An 18,782-nucleotide genomic window follows, 5' to 3' on the forward strand; every position below is an offset into this window, starting at 1 on the left:
CATAGGCTGGAACTATGACCTCATATCCCACGGTCGAGGACCTCCGGCTGGTCGACGCCGTCGTGCGGCACGGCTCGCTCGGCGCGGCGGCGCGTGAGCTCCTCGTGAGCCAGCCCGCGGCGAGCCAGCGGCTGGCCGCCCTCGAGCGGCGCGTGGGTGCCACCCTGTTCGACCGGGACACCACCGGCGCGCGGCCGACGGCGGCGGGGCTGGTGTTCTGCGACCAGGCCACGCACGTGCTCGACCACCTGGGCGCGATGGTGGAGCGCACCCTCGTGGCGGCGCAGTCGCGCACGGTGTCGGTGGGCACCATCCCGAGCCTCGCGGGCACGCTGTTCGCCGTGCTGGACGTCCTGCTCGACGACGTGGTGGTCCAGCCGGAGGTGGAGCACGGACCGCGCCTGCTGGAGTGGGTCGAGCGCGGAACGCTCGACGCGGCCTTCGTGACCATCGCCAAGCAGGTCCCGATCGCCAGGGGTCTGCTGGTCACGGAGGTGGGTCAGCACGACCTCGTCACGCTCCTGCCCGACGGCGTGCCCGGGCGGGGGCAGGGTCGCCGGCCGTATGTGGGGCAGACTGTGATCTGCTGCGCGCTCGACCTGTCCCGCGACGTCCTGCTGCGCCGGCTGACCGATCTGGGGGCGCACGCCCGGCACTCGGCCACCGCGGAGTCGGCGGTGCGGACGGCACGGGAGCGGCGCTGTGCCGTCGTCGTGCCCGACCTGGTGGCGCACTGGTACGCGGCACCCGGTGACCGGATCGAACCGGCGCCCGTCCGGTCCCGGGTACGGCTGTCGTTGGTGACGCGTAGCCCGGCGCCGTCGGACCTGGTCGAGGCGCTGCCGAGCCTGCGGGAGCGGCTGGACCGGGGCAACGTGCACGCGCGCGGGCGGGCGTCCTGAGCCGACGTTCCCGCGCGGGGCTCCGCGGGGCAGCGCGGGTCAGCGGGCCCGGCGCGCCGCCTGGTCGCCGTACTCCAGGACCAGGACCTCCACGGACCGGTAGACCTCGTCGCCCACGTGGGCGCGCCGGTGGTCGATGTACTCGCGACAGCACTCGTAGCAGCGGGTCATGGCGCCGCCCCGCAGACCCGGCCGCGAGCGCGATCAGCAGCCGGCGCCGGTGCGGCGCGTCGGGTGCGCCGGACCACGCCGACTGGTGGGCGGCCGATGTGGCCGGCCGGTCCGTGCGCGGGCGACCGGCCAGAGTTCCTGACAGGACGTCGCATCGATGTCACGTCCCGTTCGCCCCTCTCTGGGCGGACCGGCGCCCCGGTCGATGGAAGGATGGGAGCATGCCCGCGAACTTCCCCCAGCCTGCGGCGCAGGACGCCGCGCCGTACGACGCCCTGCTGCTCTATTCCTTCGGTGGACCGAACAAGCCGGAGGACGTGGTGCCGTTCCTGCGCAACGTCACCGCGGGCAAGGGCATCCCGGACGAGCGCCTCGAAGAGGTGGGCGAGCACTACTACGGGTTCGGCGGCAGGAGCCCCATCAACGAGCAGAACCTGGAGCTCAAGGCGGCGCTCGAGGCCGAGCTCGCCGCCCGGGGCATCGAGCTGCCGGTCGTGTGGGGCAACCGCAACTGGGAGCCGTACACCAGCGACGCGCTCGACGAGCTGGAGAAGCTGGGAGCACAGCGCGCCGTCGCGCTCGTGACCAGCGCGTTCTCCTCGTACTCCGGCTGCCGCCAGTACCGGGAGGACCTCGCGGTGACGCTCGACAAGCGGGGCCAGCTGGGCCCCGACGGGTCCACGGGCGTCCAGTTCGACAAGATCCGCTCCTACTTCAACCACCCCGGCTTCGCGCGCGCCAACGTCGACGCCGTCGTCGAGGCCTACGGGGAGCTGGCGGCGCAGGGCGGTTCCGGGGCCGACGCGAAGCTGGTGTTCGTGACGCACTCGATCCCCGACACCATGGAGGCGGCGTCGCGGATCTCGCACGCCACGTACTCCGAGCAGCACCTCGATCTCGCCGCGGTCGTCGCGGCGGAGGTCGCCGAACGGCTCGGGCACGACGTGCCCTGGGACCTGGCGTACTGCTCGCGCTCCGGCCCACCGAGCCAACCGTGGCTCGAGCCGGACGTCAACGACCACCTGGAGGCTCTCGCGGGCGAGGGGCTGCGCAGCGTGGTCCTGTCTCCGATCGGGTTCATCTCCGACCACATGGAGGTGGCCTACGACCTCGACACCGAGGCGCTCGCCACCGCGAAGGGCCTCGGCATGACGGCGGTCCGCGCCGGAACCGTGGGCACCCGGGAGCCGTTCGTCTCCGGCCTCGTGGACCTGCTGCTCGAACGGGCCGCGCTGGCCCGTGACGAGGAGATCACCGAGGCGACCGTCGGCTCGCTGCCCGCGCTCCGTTCCGTCTGCGCCCCGGGCTGCTGCCTGCGTCGGGACGGCGAGCCGAGCGGCGTCCCGGCGCTGTGCAGCACCGACCTGTACTCCTGAGTCCTGCGGGACGGCCACGAGCGAGAGGCATCACATGAACGAGCCACACGTGCACGGGGACACCGGACACGAGATCGACACCGCCGCCATCAACGACAGCATCCGGTACACGATGTTCTCGGTCTTCTCCGTGACGGAGACGCTCCCGGCGGACGAGGCGGAGCGCAAGGCGGTGGTGGCCGACGCCGAGGCCGCCGTCGGTGGCGCCGGTGACCCGGCAGCGACCACCGGGGACCTCGTGACCCGCGGTTGGTACGACGTGGGCGGTCTGCGGTCCGACGCCGACCTCCTGCTCTGGACCCACGGGCCGTCGATCGAGGCGGTGCAGGGCGCCTACCAGGCACTGCGTGCGTCCGAGCTGGGCCGGTCCCTGGAGCCGGTGTGGTCGGTCGCGGCGCTGCACCGCCCCGCCGAGTTCAACCGGGGGCACGTGCCGGCGTTCCTCGCGGGGGAGGCTCCGCGCGACTACATCTGCGTCTACCCGTTCGTGCGCTCCTACGACTGGTACCTGCTGCCCGAGGCCGAGCGCCGCACGATGCTGCGTGACCACGGCATGGCGGCCGCGGGCTACAAGGACGTCCGGGCCAACACGGTCTCCGCGTTCGCGCTCGGTGACTACGAGTGGATCCTCGCGTTCGAGGCGGACGAGCTGCACCGCATCGTCGACCTGATGCGCGACCTGCGTGCCACCGAGGCCCGCCGGCACGTGCGCGAGGAGGTCCCGTTCTTCACGGGCCCACGCACGAGCCTGGAGGCGTGGGCGTCCCGCCAGCCCCTGAGCTGATCCCGTGCCCGGCCCCGTGCTCGGCGCCGTGAGCGCGTGTCGCGGACGGCGTGTCGGGCTCAGGGAGAGACCCCGAATGCGTAGAGTCACCCCGCCGGCTCATCCGCCGCGCCCGTGCCGCGCGACTGCTCCGGCAGGGTCCCGGCCAGGGCCGTGGCGCCCAGCTCGTCGTCGGTCAGGACGGTCGTGATCAGCCCGGCCGCCGTCAGGTGCCCGACGGCGGCGCTCACCTGGCCGTCGCCCGTCTCGACGAGCAGGTGTCCGCCCGGGCGCAGGAGCCGGGGGGCCAGGTCGATCACCCGGCGCAGGATCATCAGGCCGTCGCCACCCCCGTCGAGCGCCGCGTGCGGCTCGTGCTCCCGGGCCTCGGGCGGCATCAGGCTGATCGCGGCCGTCGGTACGTACGGCGCGTTCGCGACGAGGACGTCGACGCGGCCCCACACCTCGGCCGGGAGCGGGTCCGCGAGGTCGCCCGCGTAGGTGTGCGCGGTGAGTCGGCCGAGGCCCGGCGCGGCATCGGCGTCGGCATCGGACAGTGCCTCGAGGTTCTCGTGTGCGCAGGCGACGGCCGCCGGGTCGACGTCGGCGGCGTGGACCTCGACGTCGTGCCCCGCGACGCGGAGGCGGTTCGCCACCGCGCCGCCGAGTGCGCCGCAGCCGCAGCACAGATCGACCAGGAGCACCGGGCCGACGGCGGTCGCCGCGGTGAGCGTGCCCGTCGCTCCGGTTGCCCGGGCCGCGGCTCTGGTGGCGACGGCGGCCGCCCGCTCCGCCGCCTCCCGGACCAGCAGCTCGGACCGCCGGCGCGGGACGAACACCCCCGGCGCGACCAGCCAGCGCAGACCGTCGAGCTCGACCCAGCCCACCAGGTGCTCCAGCGGCAGCCCGTCGACCCGCGCGGAGACCAGCCGTTCGAGCCGCGCCGCGTCGTCGCCGGCCGCCTCGGCCAGGATCCGTGCCTCGTCCTCGGCGAAGACACAGCCGGCAGCTCGAAGCCGCGCCACCAGTTCGTCCATGACCTGAGGGTAGGCGAGCGCAGGGTCGTTGGATGAGACCGGTCCGGGCAAACCCACACCTGACATGCCAGATCCCCAGGTCACCGGAGCGTCCTGGGGATCTGACCACGCCGTGATCAGGGGTACAGGCCCCGGATCTGGTGCGCCTCGGCGACCCGCTTGACGCCGATGACGAGGGCGGCGTCGCGCAGGGACAGGCCCTCGCGCCGTGCCAGGGCCGAGACCTCCGCGTACGCGGTGGTCATGCGGTGCTCCAGCTTGTCCGCGATCTCGGCCTCGGTCCACCAGTACGTCTGGTTCGCCTGGACCCACTCGAAGTAGGAGACGACCACACCACCGGCGTTCGCGAGGACGTCCGGGACCACCGTCACGTCGTTCTTGGCCAGCAGCGCGTCACCGGCCTCGGTCGTCGGACCGTTGGCTCCCTCGACCACCCAGCGGGCCTTGACGCTGCTCGCGGTGGTCTCGTCGAGCACACCCTCGATCGCGGCCGGGACCAGCACGTCGACGTCGAGCCCGAGGAGCTCCGTGTTGGAGATCCGGTCGGCGTCGGGGAAGTCCATGACCGAACCGGTGCGCTGCATGTGCTCCATGAGGCGGGGCACGTCCAGACCGCCGTCGGCCCGGATGCCGCCGTACTGGTCGCTCACGGCGACGACGCGCGCGCCGCGCGCCGCGAAGATGGCCGCCGCGTGCGAACCGACCTTGCCGAAGCCCTGGATGGCGACGGACACGTCGCCGAGACCGACACCCGCCTCGGCGAGAGCGGCCGACGTGACGTGCACGATGCCCGCCGACGTCGCCGTACCGCGGCCCAGCGAGCCGCCCACCTCGAGAGGCTTGCCGGTCACGACGGCGGGGATCGTGTAACCGCGGTTGACCGAGTAGGTGTCCATGACCCAGGCCATGGTCTGGGAGTCGGTACCCATGTCCGGAGCCATGATGTCGGTGTCGGGACCGATCATCGGCATGATCTCCGACGTGTACCGCCGGGTCACGCGCTCCAGCTCGCTCTGCGAGTAGCCGCGGGGGTCGATGGCGACACCGCCCTTGGCGCCGCCGTACGGCAGGTTGACCACCGCACACTTCCAGGTCATCCACATGGCCAGCGCCCGGACCTCGTCGACGTCGACCGAGGGGTGGTAGCGCAGGCCGCCCTTGCCGGGGCCGAGGCTGACGTTGTGCTGCACACGGAAACCGTGGAACAGCACCGTCTCGCCCGAGTCGCGGCGCAGCGGCACCGCGACGTGGATCTCACGTCGCGGGGTCGCGAGCATGCGATGCAGGCCCTCGTCATAGCCGAGGATCTCCGCCGCTGTGGCGAGCTGTGCGTGCGCGGTCGCCAGGGCGGAACCCTCGGAAGGGGATCCGGCCGGTGCGAAGCTGGGTGGTGATGCGGGTATGGACGTCGTTGTCGTCGTCACGTGGGTCCTCCGGGGAGAACGGCGCTTGCCGCCTTGCGAGCGGGGCGCGGGCTGCGCGGCGCGGGGTTTGCGCCTCGGGTATCACCGTATCGCTTCGATGGCCCTGCTTGCTCTACGGCGAGAACCGGTTCGGTGATGATTCGGTGGTCGCAGGGCTCACACGGCGAAAGTCTGCCGTCACCGCGCCTCCGTACCTGGAATTTTACGCATGGACTGGGTGCGGTCGCTTGCTGACGGCAGGCTCAGCCGCGCCTCGACCGGTTGCGGAACGACGACGGGGTCTCGCCGGTCAGCCGGGCGAAGGTCCGGGAGAACGACGGCTGGTCGTAGAAGCCCGCGGCCGCCGCGACCTGGGCCAGCGGCACCGTGCTGGAGGTCAGCAGGTGCGCCGCGCGGTCGACCCGCAGCCGCAGCACGAGCTGCCGGGGCGAGAGCCCGAACACCCGGCGCACCCGGCGGTCCAGCGACGCGGCGGTGCAGTCGGCGAGGACGGCGAGATCGGCGACGGACGGCACCTCGCCCTGCTCCAGCAAGCCCTCGATGTCGGCCCGGAGCCGGGCCATCGCCTGGATGGTTGCGTCGTCGGCGTCACCGGAACGCAGGTCCTGCGACACCGACACGAGCCCCACGTAGGTACCCGCCTCGTCGTGCAGGGGCAGCTTCGAGGTGAGGAACCAGCCGGGCGCACCGCCCACGTGCCGGATCAGCTCGAGCTCACCCCGCAACGGCTGGTCGGTGGTACGCACCCGGATGTCCTGGCTCTCGTAGCGCTCGGCCAGCTCCGGGACGAACAGGTCGGCGGCACGCTTGCCGATCACGTCGCGCCGGGACCGTTCCCGGGTGCGGCCCACGAAGACCTGGTTGACGAGCACGTACCGCCCGTCGGCGTCCTTGGCGCAGAACATGACCCCGGACAGCTCGTCCATGAGGGAGACCATGGCAGGGTTCAGCGCGGCCAGCAGGGCCTTCGTCTCAGGCCGAGCGGCGTCGTTCGACGGGTTGCTCATCGCGACCTGATGCTACGCGCCCCTCTTGGCGAAAACCGGTGCGAAGAGCGAGTGATCCCGCCAATACATACAACCTCGTTCGGGTGCACCCTGGAAGGATGAAGACCTCTGCTCGGCGCGAGAGCGCCGCTTCCGCCGCAGTCCCGACCGGGGGCGCAGGCGCACCGGACAGCGCCACGCCACCGGCTCCGACCGAGCCGCCCGCGAAGCCCGCCGCCGACACGCTGGTCGAGGACGCCGTAGCCCTCGCCAGGACGTGGATCGGCACCGCCACCGGCGCAGCCGCCGGTACCACCGGCAGTGCTGCCGGCAGTACGAAGACCGACAAGGCCGTGGCCCGCGCCTCGGCCGCACTGGGCGCCCTCGTGTCCGACCCTGCCGGGCTGGAGCTCGCCGTCGGGTTCGTCGACGACGTCGCCCGCCCGCAGGACACCCACGTCGCCGCGAAGGCCCTGGCCCGCCTCGGCAAGAGCGCGGGCAGCGCCACGTTCCTCAGCCCGGCCGACCGTGCGCTGTTCCGGGCCGGCGCCCTGGCCGCACCCGTGTTCCCCGGCATCGTGGTGCCCGCCGCGCGCATCCGGCTCCGCCAGCTCGTCGGACACCTCGTGGCCGACGCCGGCTCCGGCCTCACGGCCCACCTCGCCCGCACCCGGGCCGAGGGCTACATCCTCAACGTGAACCTCCTCGGCGAGGCGGTGCTCGGCGAGGACGAGGCAGCCGCCCGCCTGGCCCGCACCATCGCCCTGGTGGAGCGCCCCGACGTCGACTACGTCTCGATCAAGGTCTCCAGCGTCGCCGCACAGCTCGTCACGTGGGACCTCGAGGGCTCCCGCGACCGCGTCGTCGAGCGCCTCCTGCCGCTGTACCGCGCAGCTCGCGACCACGGTGTCTTCCTCAACCTCGACATGGAGGAGTACCGCGACCTCGCCCTGACGACCGCGGTGTTCACCGAGATCCTCGGCCGCGACGAGTTCCGCGACCTGGAGGCCGGCATCGTGCTGCAGGCCTACCTGCCGGACGGCCTCGGAGCCCTGGACGGTCTCACCGAGTTCGCCACGCGGCGGGTGGCCGACGGCGGCGCGCGCATCAAGGTGCGCATCGTGAAGGGCGCGAACCTCGCCATGGAGCACGTCGAGGCCACCCTGCACGACTGGGCCCAGGCGCCGTACCCGACTAAGGCCGACGTCGACGCCAACTACGTGCGCATGCTCGACCACGCGCTGCGCCCCGAGCGCGCCCGGGCCGTCCGGATCGGCGCGGCGTCGCACAACCTGTTCCACGTCGCGCTCGCGATCCTGCTCGGCCGCGCCCGTGGCGTCTCCGAGGCGCTCGACGTCGAGATGCTGCAGGGCATGGCCCCCACCGAGGCCGCGGCGGTCCGCGACGAGGTCGCCAAGGACGACGGCCGGGTGGTGCTGTACACCCCCGTGGTCCGCGACGAGGACTTCGACGTGGCGATCTCCTACCTGGTGCGCCGCCTGGAGGAGAACGCGACGGAGCAGAACTTCCTGCACGCGGCGTTCGCCCCGACGCCGACCACCTCGGCCACCGAGGTCCCGATGGACCGGCAGGAGGCCGCGTTCCGCGCGTCGGTCACCCTGGGCGTGCACTACTCGCCCAGTGACGTCACGCCGCGCCGCCGTCCGCGCACCGCACCGCAGCCCGTGACCGGACCGTTCCACAACTCCGCCGACACCGACCCCTCGGTGGACGCGCACCGCACATGGGCGCAGCAGGTCACCAGCTCCCGCTCCGGGTACGTCCCGGTGCTCGCGGAGCCGCTGGCGACGTCCGCCCAGGTCGACGACGTGGTGGCGCTCGCCCGCCGCGCCGCCGCCGCGTGGTCCAAGGTCTCCGCGACGGACCGGGGCCGCGTGCTCCGCGCGGCCGCCAAGCACCTCGAGGCCGCCCGCACCGACCTGGTCGCCGCGATGGTCCACGAGGCCGGCAAGACGGTGGCGGAGGCGGACCCCGAGGTCAGCGAGGCCGTGGACTTCGCCGCGTACTACGCGCAGGCGGCCGAGGCGCTCGACCCGACGTCGGAGGCCTGGCCGGGTGCCCGGTTCACGCCGGACGGCGTCACCCTGGTCACCCCGCCGTGGAACTTCCCCGTCGCCATCCCGATCGGCGGCGTGCTCGCGGGTCTCGCAGCCGGGACCGCGGTCATCGCGAAGCCCGCGCCGCCCACGCCCCGCTGCCTGGAGCTCGCCGTCGAGGCCGTGCACGCCGCGCTCGACGAGGTCGCCCCCGAGATCGGGCTGGACTCGGCGCTCGCCCGTGACGTCGCGCAGTTCGTCCGCGTGCCCGACGGCGACCTCGGCCGCCGGCTCGTGACGCACGACGGTGTCTCCCGGGTGATCCTGACCGGCGCCATCGAGACCGCCGAGATGTTCGCCTCCTGGCGGCCGGAGCTGCCGGTGCTCGCGGAGACCTCCGGCAAGAACGCGCTGATCGTCACCCCGTCGGCCGACCTCGACCTGGCGGTTGCGGACGTCGTGCGCTCCGCCTTCGGACACGCGGGACAGAAGTGCTCGGCGGCGTCGCTCGTGATCCTCGTCGGCTCGGTCGGCGACCCGCGCACGACGACGGGCGAGCGGTTCCGCCGCCAGCTGGTCGACGCCGTGGCCTCGCTCGCCGTCGGGCCCGCGACGGACCTGGCGACCGTGATGGGACCGCTCACCGAACCGGCGCAGGGCAAGCTGCTGCGCGCGCTGACCACGCTGGAGCCCGGCGAGAGCTGGCTCGTGCGGCCGCGGCGGCTCGACCCGGTGGCGCAGGACGCGGGCCTGGGCCGCGGCCGGCTCTGGACTCCCGGGGTACGCGCCGGGGTCCGCCCGGGATCCTTCTTCCACCTCACCGAGTGCTTCGGCCCGGTGCTGGGCATCATGACCGCCCGCAACCTGGACGAGGCGCTCGCGCTGCAGAACGCCGTGTCGTTCGGCCTCACGGGCGGTATCCACTCGCTGGACGACACCGAGGTGGACCGCTGGCTCGACCGGGTCGAGGTCGGCAACGCCTACGTGAACCGGCACATCACCGGCGCCATCGTGCAGCGGCAGTCGTTCGGCGGCTGGAAGGCTTCGTCGGTGGGACCGGGCGCCAAGGCGGGCGGCCCCAACTACATCGCCCAGCTCGGCCGCTGGGAGGACGCGCCCGACGTGCCGTCGCGCACGGCCGACCCCGCCGCGTGGCTCGCCTGGGCGCGGGCGGACGACGAACGCGCGTGGGCCACCGAGTTCGCTCCGGAGCACGACCCGTCGGCGCTCGGCGTCGAGACCAACGTGTTCCGCTACCGGCCCGTCCCCGGCATCACGGTGCGGGTCGGCGCCGACGCGCCGGAGGTCGAGGTGCAGCGCGTGCTGGCCGCGGCTGCCCGGGCGGACGTTCCCGCGACCGTCGTCGGGCAGCGGGAGATGACGGACGAGGCGTTCGCCGAGGCCGTCGCCGACGGCAAGGTGACCGGCCGGATCCGGGTGGTGGGCGAGGCCCCCGGCCTGCGGGACGCCGCGGCGAGCCGCCTCGGCTCGGCCACGGTGCTGGACGCCCCGGTCCTGGCGAGCGGTCGCCGCGAGCTCCTGACGATGCTCCGCGAGCAGGCGGTGAGCCGCACCATGCACCGCTACGGCCACCTCCGCACAGCCTGACCCTTCCGTTGAGTGCTGGCCATGTGTTGCTCTCAAGCCTCTGAAGCAACGAATAGCCAGCACTCAACGGCGTGTGGGGGGCGGTCAGGCCGAGTCGCCCTCGATCAGGCGGGGGGCGAAGATGCGGCGCTCGTCGCGGACGGGGCGGCCCGCCACCAGGTCGACGAGCATGCTCGTGGCCGCCCCCACCATCTGCACCACCGGGTTGTGGACCGTGGTGAGGCGCGGGGAGGTCGTCTCGGCGATGCCGAGGTCGTCGAACCCGACCACGGAGACGTCATCAGGAACGGACCGGCCGCGGTCGGCGAGCACGCGCAGCGTCGCCTCCGCCATCAGGTCGGAGGCGGCGAAGATGCCGTCCAGGTCGGGGTGCTGGTCCAGGAGGCGGCCGGCCGCGACGACAGCCCCGGCCGAGGTGAAGTCGCCCTCGACCACGGCATCGTCGGGCAGCCCGGCGTCGCGCAGGGCCTCCTGCCACCCGAGCATGCGGTCCACGCCCGCAGGCATGTCGAGCGGTCCGGTGATCGTTCCGATCCGCCGGCGCCCGCGGTCGATCATCCGCTGGGTGGCGATACGTCCGCCGGTGACGTTGTCGACGTCCACGTAGCGCAGGCCGCGGGAGAACTGCGGGTCCGGCTCGAAGAGCCGTCCCACGAAGACGGCCGGCAGCATGGTGGGGCCGAGCTCCGTCTCGAGCTGGTCGCCCTGGTGGTGCGACGCCACGATGACGCCGTCCACGTGGCCGCTGCGCAGGTAGCGGCCCACGCGCCCGCGCTGCTCGCCCGGCCGGGCGAGCAGCAGCACGAGCTGCAGGTCCGTGCCGGCCAGCCCCTCGCTCACCCCCGCGAGGGTGCCGCTGAGGAACGGGTCGGTGAGGATGCGCTGGTCCGGCTCGGGGACCACGAGCGCTATCGAGTCGGTCCGCCGGGTCACGAGGGACCTGGCGGCGCGGTTCGGTGCGTACCCGAGGCGGGCGACGGCGTCGTCCACCGCCGCCTGCGCCTCGGGAGAGACTCGCAGGCCACCGTTGATGGCGCGCGACGCGGTCGACCGGGACACCCCGGCCGCCTGGGCCACGTCGTCCAGAGTGGGTGGGCCTGAGGTCGTCACGCCTGGGAAACCGCCTTGTCTCCGCCGTTGTCGTCGCTCGAGTGCGACACGGGCGACGCCGATCGCTCCGGAACGGCATTGGCCCGCGCGACCTGACCGTACCAGCGGCCGGACGACTTCACCGTGCGCTGCTGCGTCTCGTAGTCGACACGCACGAGACCGAAGCGTTTTCCGTAGCCCCACGCCCACTCGTAGTTGTCGAGCAGCGACCAGCCGAAGTATCCGCGCACGTCGGCGCCCTCGTCGATGGCGTCCTTGACGGCCCGCAGGTGCACGTCGATGAAGCCGAGACGCTCCTGGTCGTCCACGAACCCGTCCGGACCGGCGACGTCCTCGTAGGCGCTGCCGTTCTCCGTCACGTACAGCGCGATGCCCCGCGGTCCCGTGTAGTCCTGCTGCAGGCGCAGGAGGAGCCGGGTCAGGCCCTCGGGCTGGACCTCCCAGTTCTGGTCGGTGAGGGGCAGACCACGCGGGTGCGTGTACGCGCCGTCACCGCCCGGGAACGGGGACGACGACGGTCGCGTCACCGGTGCGCCGCCGTCCAGGGCGTGCTCGGGAGGCGTCGCCGAGACGGCGTTGCCGTGGTAGTAGTTCACGCCGAGCGAGTCGATGGGCGTCGAGATGATCTCGAGGTCGCCCTCGTGGATGTGCCGTTCGAGACCGTACTCGCGCACGTCCTCCAGCACGTCGTCGGGGTACGCGCCGCGCAGGATCGGGTCGGCGAAGATCCGGGTGAACCCTCCGTCGAGGCGACGTGCGGCGTCGACGTCGGCGGGGTCGTCGGGGTTCAGCGGGTCCTCGACCTCGAAGTTGAGCGTGATGCCGAGGTTCGCGTCGGGGGCGCGCTCCCGCAGCGCCTGCACGGCGAGGCCGTGGCCGAGCGACAGGTGGTGCGCCGCGGCCAGCCCGTCCTCGCGGGACTGCCGGCCCGGCGCGTGCTGACCACCGGTGTAGCCGAGGAACGCGGCGCACCACGGCTCGTTGAGCGTGGTCCACACGTCGACGCGGTCGCCGATGGCCTCGTGCATGGTCACGGCGTAGTCGCGGAACCGGTAGGCGGTGTCGCGGTTCACCCAGCCGTTCGACTCGGCCTCGATCGCCTGCGGCAGGTCCCAGTGGTACAGCGTGAGCCAGGGCAGGATGTCGGCACCGAGCAGCTCGTCCACGAGCCGGTCGTAGTACGCGACACCGGCCGGGTTGACCTCGCGCCCGCCGGGGACCACCCGGGCCCACGACGTCGAGAACCGGTAGGCCTTGATGCCGAGGTCCTTCATGAGGGCGACGTCGGCCGGGTAGCGGTGGTACTGGTCGCAGGCGACCTCGCCGTCGTCCTGGCCGAGCACGGCGCCCGGGACCTTGGCGAACACGTCCCAGACGGAGTCCTCGCGGCCGTCCTCGTGTGCGGCACCCTCGACCTGGTAGGCGGCCGTGGCGGCGCCCCAGAGAAAGCCGTCGGGGAACGGGACGGTGCCGGTCGTGTTCGACGTCGGCGCCGTGCGCGGGGCAGTCGGTGTGTACGGCAGGGCGGTGCCGGGGGCCGGGACCCGCAGCGTCCCCGTGCTCTTGACGTTCAGCGTCATCTCCTGAGTCATCCCTTCACGGCTCCTTGCATGATGCCTGCTACGAGCTGCTTGCCGACGAAGGCGAAGATCACGAGCAGGGGGAGTGTCACGAGGAACACGCCGCCCATGACCAACGAGTAGTCCACGAAGTAGTTCGACTGCAGTGACTTTACGACGAGTGGCAGGGTCGGGTTCTCGGAGTTGAGGACGATCGAGGGCCAGAAGTAGTTGGTCCATTGCTGGACGAAGGTGAACAGGCCGAGCATCGCTGCCGCGGGCCGTGCGGCGGGCAGTGCGATGGACCAGAAGGTGCGGATCATGGAGGCGCCGTCGACGCGGGCGGCTTCGATGAGCTCGTAGGGGAGCGCCTCGGCGAGGTACTGCGTCATCCAGAAGACGCCGAAGGCGGCCACCAGGGCGGGCACGATGACGGCTTGCAGCTTGCCGATCCAGCCGAGGTCGGACATGAGGATGTACATCGGGATCACGCCGAGCTGGGTGGGTACGGCCATGGTCGCGATGACGAACACGAGCAGGGGGCCGCGGCCGCGGAAGCGCAGCTTCGCGAATGAGTAGCCGGCCAGCGTGGAGAACAGCACGACCGATGCGGAGACGAGGATCGCGATGATCAGGGAGTTGGCCAGCGCGAGCCAGAAGTTGATCTGGGTGGCTTCGATGACCGTGCGGAACTGGGTGAACAGCGACAGGTCCGGCAGCCATTGCGGCACCGCGTTCTGCGAGATCGCCACGGGGTCGGACGAGCCGAGCAGCAGGGTGAAGTACAGCGGGAAGGCGGAGATCAGCAGGGTGATGCCGAGCAGGAGGTAGACCAGGGGGCCGGCGCGGTGGGTGGCGCTGCCGGTCTTGCGGGCGCGGCGGCGCACCGCGGTCTTGGCGGCTGCTGGCCCGGCGGTCTGGGCGGTGACGGCGACGGAGCTCATGCGTCCCCCCGGCTCGTGGTGGTGGTGGTGGTGCTCTTGCGCTTCGACTTCTTGGTGGGGCCGGCTGAGGAGATCCGTCGGGTGATCAGGAAGTTGGCCAGGCCGATCAGGACGATCAGGAGGAACAGCAGCCAGGCGACGGCGGACGCGCGGCCGAGGCTGTGCTGGTTGCCCCATGCGGTGTCGTAGAGGAAGACGACGGTGGTCATCCAGTTGCGGTCGGGGCCGCCGAGGCCGATCGGGTCGAACAGGCGGACCTCGTCGAAGATCTGCAGGCCGCCGATCGTGGAGGTGATGACGACGAAGATGATGGTGGCGCGGATCTGCGGCACGGTGATGGAGAAGAACTGGCGTACGCGGCCGGCGCCGTCGATCACGGCGGCCTCGTAGAGCTCGCGGGGTACCGCTTGCATCGCGGCGAGGAAGATCAGGGCGTTGTAGCCCATCCAGCGGTAGTTGACCATCGAGGCGATGGCGATGTGGCTGGCGATCCGGTCTCCGTGCCAGGCGATGGAGTCCAGGCCGATCGTGTTGAGCAGGGAGTTGATCAGCCCGTACTGGTCGGCGAACAGGCGGCCGAAGATGATCGAGACGGCGACGGGTGCGACGACGTAGGGGATCAGGACACCCATGCGCCAGAACGTGGCCGAGCGGAGGTTCTGGTCCAGCAGCGCGGCGATCGTGATCGCCATGATCACCTGCGGCACGGAGGAGAACACGAAGATCGACAGCGTGTTGCCCAGGGACTTCCAGAACGTCGGGTGGGCCAGCACGTCCGCGAAGTTCTGCAGGCCGACGAACTCGCCCTGCCCGCCGAGCAGGCTCCACTCGTGCACCGAGACGAACGCGGTGTAGGCGAGGGGGAACAGGCCGGTCACCGCGAACAGGATGAAGAACGGCGAGATGTACAGGTACGGGGAGAGCTTCACGTCCCAGCGGCCCAGCCGTTGGGAGAAGCCCAGTCTGCGCGACTCGCGCTGGGGTGCACCGGAGCCCGGTGCCGATCGTTGAGGTGTCAGGACAGCCATGTCATCTTCCGCCGCGTCATCGTCGGTGTGGGTTACTTGCCCGCTGACGTGTCAGACACACAGGTCACGGGCGTGACCTGTGTGTCTGACACGTCAGGGTCGGTCAGGATCAGCCGAGGGCCGCGGCCTTCTCGACGGCCTCGTCCCAGGACTTCTGGGCGTCCTGCGACTTGGAGATGTCGACGCGGTTGAGCGCGTTGGTGACCTCGTCACGGATGGCGAAGTAGTGGGCGCCCTTGTACGGGGCGCCGTCGATGTTCTGGGCACGGGTGGAGAAGATCTCGCCCACCGGCGCGTCGTTGAAGAACGGGTTGGTGAAGCTCTGGACGGCCTCGGAGTCCTGCGCCTCGAGCTGCGACGGGAACGTGCCGGCGGACTCGAACGCCTTGGTCTGCTGCGCGGGGTCGGTCAGCCACGCGGCGAGCTCCTTGGCGGCCTCGGTGTTCTCGCCCGAGGCGGGGACGGTCAGGAACGAACCGCCCCAGTTACCACCACCACCGGGGAAGACGTCGGCGACGTCCCAGCCCTCCACGCCACCGGAGCGCTCCTCGATCGGGCCCGTCATCCAGGCCGGGCAGAGCATCGTGGCGAAGGCGTCGTTCTGGAACCCAGCGTCCCAGTCGCCGCCCCACTGCTCGAGACCTGCGGACAGGTCGTCCTCGACGGACGCGGTGATCTCGTCGTAGATGTCCTTGACCTCGGTGTTGTCCCCGAGCGCCTTGGGCTCACCCGACTCCGGGTCCTCGAACGCGGCGGGCAGCTGGTTGACCATGCCCTGGAACGTGCCCGCTGCGCTGTCGTACCAGGCGGCGTCGGACTTCTTCACGAACTCGCGGCCCGCGGCGAAGTAGTCCTCCCACGTGGCGCTCTCGCCACCGAGGAGCTCGGCGACCTCTGCACGGTCGGTCGGCAGGCCGGCCTCCTCGAACAGGTCGGACCGGTAGCAGATGGCCTCGGGGCCGATGTCCGTGCCGTAGCCGATGACCTTGCCCTCGGGCGTCGTGGCCTGCTGGACCTTCCAGTCCACCCAGCGGCCGTCGAGCGCGGGGTCGGCCAGATCGGTGAACAGGTCCGGGTACTGCATGAGCTCCGGCAGCCAGTCGACCTCGATGGCCTCGATGTCGGCCAGGCCCTCGCCACCCGCGGCGAGCTTGGTCGTCATGTTGCTGCGGGCGTCATCGGTCGTGGCGGCCGTGATGTGCTCGACGGTGACGTTCGGGTGCTCGTCCGTGTACTCGGCGAGCATCTCCTCGGTGTAGCCGAAGTCGTTGAACGTCGCGACCTTCAGGGTGATGGGGCCGTCCTCGCCGGATCCCTCTTCGGATCCTTCGGCAGCCCCACCGCAGGCGGTGAGGGCGAGGGCGACGGCGGCGGCACCGGCGGTCGCCTGGAGGGTGCGGGCGGCGGCGCGCCGCGTGGGTCGGGTACTGCTCAGCACTGGGGACTCCCTTGTCGTGCGGTCTGGGCTTGCGGTCAAGCTCTGTCGCGGGCGCGACGTGCAGGCACGTCGGCGCACCTGCGCTGGAAGCGCTCCCATCTCCATGGGTGGTAGCGCTTCCACGGCACTGATGGTTGCGGTGTCGAAGGTCCCGTGTCAAGGGGAGCGCTGGGCGAACACTGTCTCGCTCATTCCTTCACCCGGAAGTCTCCGACGGTCTGCACCGCCTGGTTCCAGGCGATCTCGGGACCGCTCGTCCCGGTGTCGACCGCCGTCAGGGCGTTGTTCACCTCGTCGCGGATGGCGAAGTAGTACGGCCCCTTGTACGGCGCGCCGTCGATGGACTGCGCCCGGTCGGTGAAGATCTTGCCCACGGGGGCATCGTTGAAGAACGGGTTGGTGTAACCCTGGACGGCCTTGGAACTCTGCGCCTCGATCTGCGACGGGAACACACCCGCGGTCGTGAACGCCTCGGTCTGCTGCTCGGGAGCGGTGAGCCACGCGGCGAGCTCCTTCGCCTCCTCGGTGTAGGCCCCTGCCGACGGGACGGTCAGGAACGAGCCGCCCCAGTTGCCGCCCCCGCCGGGAAAGACGTTGGCGACGTCCCAGCCCTCGACGCCCTCCGAGTTCGTCTGGATCGGCCCCATCATCCAGCCCGGGCACAGCATCGTGGCGAACGCGTCCTGCTGGAACCCGGCGGCCCATTCGGGGGTCCACTGGACCAGCCCGGCCGAGAGGCCGTCGTCGATCGCCGCGGTGATCTGGTCGTAGACCGAACGCACCTCGTTGTTGGTCGAGAGATCGGTCGGCTTCTGGGTCGCCGGGTCCTCGAACGCGGCCGGAAGCTGGTTGACCATGCCCTGGAACGTGCCCGTGGCACCGTCGAACCAGGCGACGTCGGACTGCTCGGCGAACTGGCGCCCCACCTCGAAGTAGCGCTCCCACGACGCGTCCTTGCCGCCGAGCAGGGTCGCGACCTCGGCGCGTTCGCTCGGCAGGCCGGCCGCTTCGAACAGGTCGGCGCGGTAGCAGATGGCCTCGGGGCCGATGTCCGTCCCGTAACCGAGCAGCTTGCCCTCCGGCGTGGTGGCCTGCGACACCTTCCAGTCCACCCAGCGCTTGGTGACCGCGGGATCGGTCAGGTCCTCGAAGAGGTCCGGGTGCTGCATCAGCTCCGGCATCCAGTCGACCTCGGCCGCGACGATGTCTGCGAGCTCGGCGCCGTCACCGGTGGTGAAGGCCTTGAGCATCTGCAGGCGGGCCTCGTCGGAGGTGGGGGCCACGATGTGCTCGACGGTGACGTTCGGGTGCTCCTCGGTGTATGCCGCGAGCATCTCGTCGGTGTAGCCGAAGTCGTTGAACGTCGACACCGTGAGCGTGATCGGCGCCCCGTCGTCCTCGGTGCTCGCGGGGCTCTCGCCCAGCAGCGAGCCGCAGGCGGTGAGGGGCAGGACGACGGCCGCGACGGCGGCGACGGCCGCGTGTCTGGGGGCGACGGTCCGGCTTCGGACCGGTCCGTGTTTGCTGGGCACTGGGACTCCTCGTGTTCGGGACGCTGTGTGTCGGGGCTGGAAAGCGATATGAGAGCACAAAGTTGCCCTGCCCGACACGAATGTTTCGCTCAGGTTCCAGCACTCGCCGGCGAGATGGGCGGAGGCTGAACGAACCATAGGTTGCGATTGGCAAACTATGTCCGAAATGGCGAGGTTGCGCCAGGTCGAGGGCAGCGTTGGTCAGGGGTGAATCCGGCCGTGGTGCTCGATGCGGCCGGCGGCGGGCGACCCCCGAGGGGCGTCCGGAGCGGGTCGGTTCAGGCCGTACCCGGGTGCTTGGCCGCGAGCCAGTCCCGGCCTGCCTCCGCCTCGGTCTCGAGCGTGGTGCGCACCGCGCTGACCGCCGCCTCCTCGATCACCGTGCCGAACAGTGGCACGGTCGCACGTACCTCTCCCGCGTAGGTGAGCCGCGTCCCGCCGTCGGGCAGGGCGGTCAGGGCTGCGGTGGCGGTGACGCGCACCGGGGCCCCGAGGATCTCGACGGCCACGGTGCCGGTGCGCCGTCCCTCGGACGCCGCCTCCCAGGCCTCGGCCTGGCGGATCTCCAGGTGGGCGCCCACGAACGGACGGGCCTGCACGGGGATGATGTCGGTCGGGAGCGTGCGCCGGACCACCACGGTGAAGCCGGTGGCAGCGGTACCGGTGACGTCGGCCTGCTCGACCGCGCCGTTCACGGATCCGGTGGAACGCTGGGCACGCCATCGCACGAACGACTCGTCGGCGAGCATCGCCGAGACGTCTTCGATGTTCGCGGGGAACGTCAGGTCCACTGTCAGGTGCACGGGCTTTCCTCCTCGCGCCGACGGAGCATGCCGGTGGTGGAACT

At 71.5% G+C, this 18,782-nt stretch carries 15 protein-coding genes; 4 read left to right on the forward strand and 11 right to left on the reverse strand.

The window, feature by feature from the left end:
* The first annotated feature begins 14 nt into the window (after nucleotides 1-14).
* The gene (locus ACFSL2_RS21360; protein WP_377199766.1) at nucleotides 15-902 is read left to right on the forward strand and encodes a LysR family transcriptional regulator; all 888 of its coding nucleotides are present in this window, start codon (nucleotides 15-17) and stop codon (nucleotides 900-902) included.
* A gap of 39 nt (nucleotides 903-941) precedes the next feature.
* On the opposite strand, the gene ACFSL2_RS21365 is transcribed toward ACFSL2_RS21360, so the two are convergent.
* Nucleotides 942-1,073: a hypothetical protein gene (locus tag ACFSL2_RS21365; RefSeq protein ID WP_377199767.1), complete on the reverse strand. Its 132-nt coding sequence runs from the start codon at nucleotides 1,071-1,073 to the stop codon at nucleotides 942-944.
* Nucleotides 1,074-1,294: 221 nt separating this feature from the next.
* Here ACFSL2_RS21365 and ACFSL2_RS21370 point away from each other — a divergent pair, with 221 nt between their 5' ends.
* Both ACFSL2_RS21370 and hemQ read left to right on the forward strand, forming a co-directional pair.
* A complete protein-coding gene (locus tag ACFSL2_RS21370; protein WP_377199768.1) occupies nucleotides 1,295-2,449 on the forward strand; it encodes a ferrochelatase in 1,155 nt (384 codons plus the stop codon).
* 34 nt (nucleotides 2,450-2,483) lie between these two features.
* Complete coding sequence (gene hemQ, locus ACFSL2_RS21375; RefSeq protein ID WP_377199769.1) at nucleotides 2,484-3,233, forward strand: hydrogen peroxide-dependent heme synthase; 750 nt, start codon at nucleotides 2,484-2,486, stop codon at nucleotides 3,231-3,233.
* An 86-nt stretch (nucleotides 3,234-3,319) separates the two neighbouring features.
* Here hemQ and ACFSL2_RS21380 read toward each other — a convergent pair whose 3' ends face one another.
* From ACFSL2_RS21380 to ACFSL2_RS21390, 3 genes are all read right to left on the reverse strand, one after another.
* On the reverse strand, nucleotides 3,320-4,249 hold the full coding sequence (locus ACFSL2_RS21380; protein ID WP_377199770.1) for a putative protein N(5)-glutamine methyltransferase: 930 nt from the start codon (nucleotides 4,247-4,249) through the stop codon (nucleotides 3,320-3,322).
* A 116-nt stretch (nucleotides 4,250-4,365) separates the two neighbouring features.
* The gene (locus tag ACFSL2_RS21385) at nucleotides 4,366-5,673 is read right to left on the reverse strand and encodes a Glu/Leu/Phe/Val family dehydrogenase (RefSeq protein WP_377199771.1); all 1,308 of its coding nucleotides are present in this window, start codon (nucleotides 5,671-5,673) and stop codon (nucleotides 4,366-4,368) included.
* Between the two features lie 242 nt (nucleotides 5,674-5,915).
* Entirely contained in the window at nucleotides 5,916-6,680 is a 765-nt protein-coding gene (locus tag ACFSL2_RS21390) for a helix-turn-helix domain-containing protein (protein WP_377199772.1), read from the reverse strand.
* A gap of 98 nt (nucleotides 6,681-6,778) precedes the next feature.
* On the opposite strand from ACFSL2_RS21390, the gene ACFSL2_RS21395 reads away from it, so the two are divergent.
* Nucleotides 6,779-10,324, forward strand: a complete 3,546-nt coding sequence (locus ACFSL2_RS21395) for a bifunctional proline dehydrogenase/L-glutamate gamma-semialdehyde dehydrogenase (RefSeq protein WP_377199773.1) — start codon at nucleotides 6,779-6,781, stop codon at nucleotides 10,322-10,324.
* Nucleotides 10,325-10,408: 84 nt separating this feature from the next.
* Here the strand turns inward: ACFSL2_RS21395 and ACFSL2_RS21400 are convergent, their stop codons facing one another.
* From ACFSL2_RS21400 to ACFSL2_RS21430, 7 genes are all read right to left on the reverse strand, one after another.
* Nucleotides 10,409-11,434 (reverse strand): LacI family DNA-binding transcriptional regulator, encoded by a 1,026-nt coding sequence (locus ACFSL2_RS21400; RefSeq protein WP_377199774.1) that lies wholly within the window; start codon nucleotides 11,432-11,434, stop codon nucleotides 10,409-10,411.
* The gene (locus tag ACFSL2_RS21405; protein ID WP_377199775.1) at nucleotides 11,431-13,026 is read right to left on the reverse strand and encodes a GH1 family beta-glucosidase; all 1,596 of its coding nucleotides are present in this window, start codon (nucleotides 13,024-13,026) and stop codon (nucleotides 11,431-11,433) included. The genes ACFSL2_RS21400 and ACFSL2_RS21405 overlap by 4 nt, the downstream gene beginning before the upstream one ends.
* Nucleotides 13,023-13,937, reverse strand: a complete 915-nt coding sequence (locus ACFSL2_RS21410) for a carbohydrate ABC transporter permease (RefSeq protein ID WP_377199776.1) — start codon at nucleotides 13,935-13,937, stop codon at nucleotides 13,023-13,025. Before ACFSL2_RS21410 ends, ACFSL2_RS21405 begins: the two co-directional genes overlap by 4 nt.
* On the reverse strand, nucleotides 13,934-14,965 hold the full coding sequence (locus tag ACFSL2_RS21415; protein WP_377199777.1) for a carbohydrate ABC transporter permease: 1,032 nt from the start codon (nucleotides 14,963-14,965) through the stop codon (nucleotides 13,934-13,936). Before ACFSL2_RS21415 ends, ACFSL2_RS21410 begins: the two co-directional genes overlap by 4 nt.
* Before the next feature lie 109 nt (nucleotides 14,966-15,074).
* Entirely contained in the window at nucleotides 15,075-16,403 is a 1,329-nt protein-coding gene (locus tag ACFSL2_RS21420; protein WP_377199778.1) for an ABC transporter substrate-binding protein, read from the reverse strand.
* A 188-nt stretch (nucleotides 16,404-16,591) separates the two neighbouring features.
* Complete coding sequence (locus ACFSL2_RS21425) at nucleotides 16,592-17,935, reverse strand: ABC transporter substrate-binding protein (RefSeq protein WP_377199779.1); 1,344 nt, start codon at nucleotides 17,933-17,935, stop codon at nucleotides 16,592-16,594.
* 278 nt (nucleotides 17,936-18,213) lie between these two features.
* Entirely contained in the window at nucleotides 18,214-18,738 is a 525-nt protein-coding gene (locus ACFSL2_RS21430; RefSeq protein ID WP_377199780.1) for a DUF2505 domain-containing protein, read from the reverse strand.
* Nucleotides 18,739-18,782 lie beyond the last annotated feature (44 nt).

The sequence above is a fragment of the Promicromonospora aerolata genome, from assembly GCF_042682255.1.
GTDB lineage: Bacteria > Actinomycetota > Actinomycetes > Actinomycetales > Cellulomonadaceae > Promicromonospora > Promicromonospora aerolata.